Origin of the sequence: Photorhabdus sp. HUG-39 (genome assembly GCF_963878365.1) — a bacterium.
Lineage (GTDB): Bacteria > Pseudomonadota > Gammaproteobacteria > Enterobacterales > Enterobacteriaceae > Photorhabdus > Photorhabdus kayaii.
Genome location: NZ_CAWNWY010000126.1, coordinates 1 through 332, shown reverse-complemented (window position 1 = coordinate 332; position 332 = coordinate 1). Strand labels below are relative to the sequence as shown.

Genomic DNA, 332 nt, shown 5'->3' with positions numbered 1-332 from the left:
GCCAGCAAGCTGGCGCAATTTATGGCCCCCGCCCAACCCTGCTGCACTGGCTGCGTCCGGCTCGCAGTCGCAGGCTCCTCGCTCGTTCCCGTACTCGCCATCTCCGCCCCGTCCGCCCCCGCGAGCGCTGTCTCTTGATCAGATCTCCAAATCAACTGATTTAGCCAGCAAATAGCCGTCTATCAGGGTTTGCAGCCGAAACCAACCTTCCCAAAGTCGTTCCCATCCGACTCGACCCGTGCGTTTGGAATCGTACCAGCCGGCCAGTTTTCCCAGATTGATGAAGGCCCAATGCAAGCTCGGGGCTTTTTTCGGCACACGGCATTTTTCTT

The 332-nt window shown here is 58.7% G+C and carries 1 pseudogene; it reads right to left on the bottom strand.

What is annotated here, in order from left to right:
• Window positions 1–138 precede the first annotated feature (138 nt).
• Window positions 139–332 (bottom strand): annotated as a pseudogene (locus AAC155_RS24335) (IS4 family transposase); the annotation flags it as partial.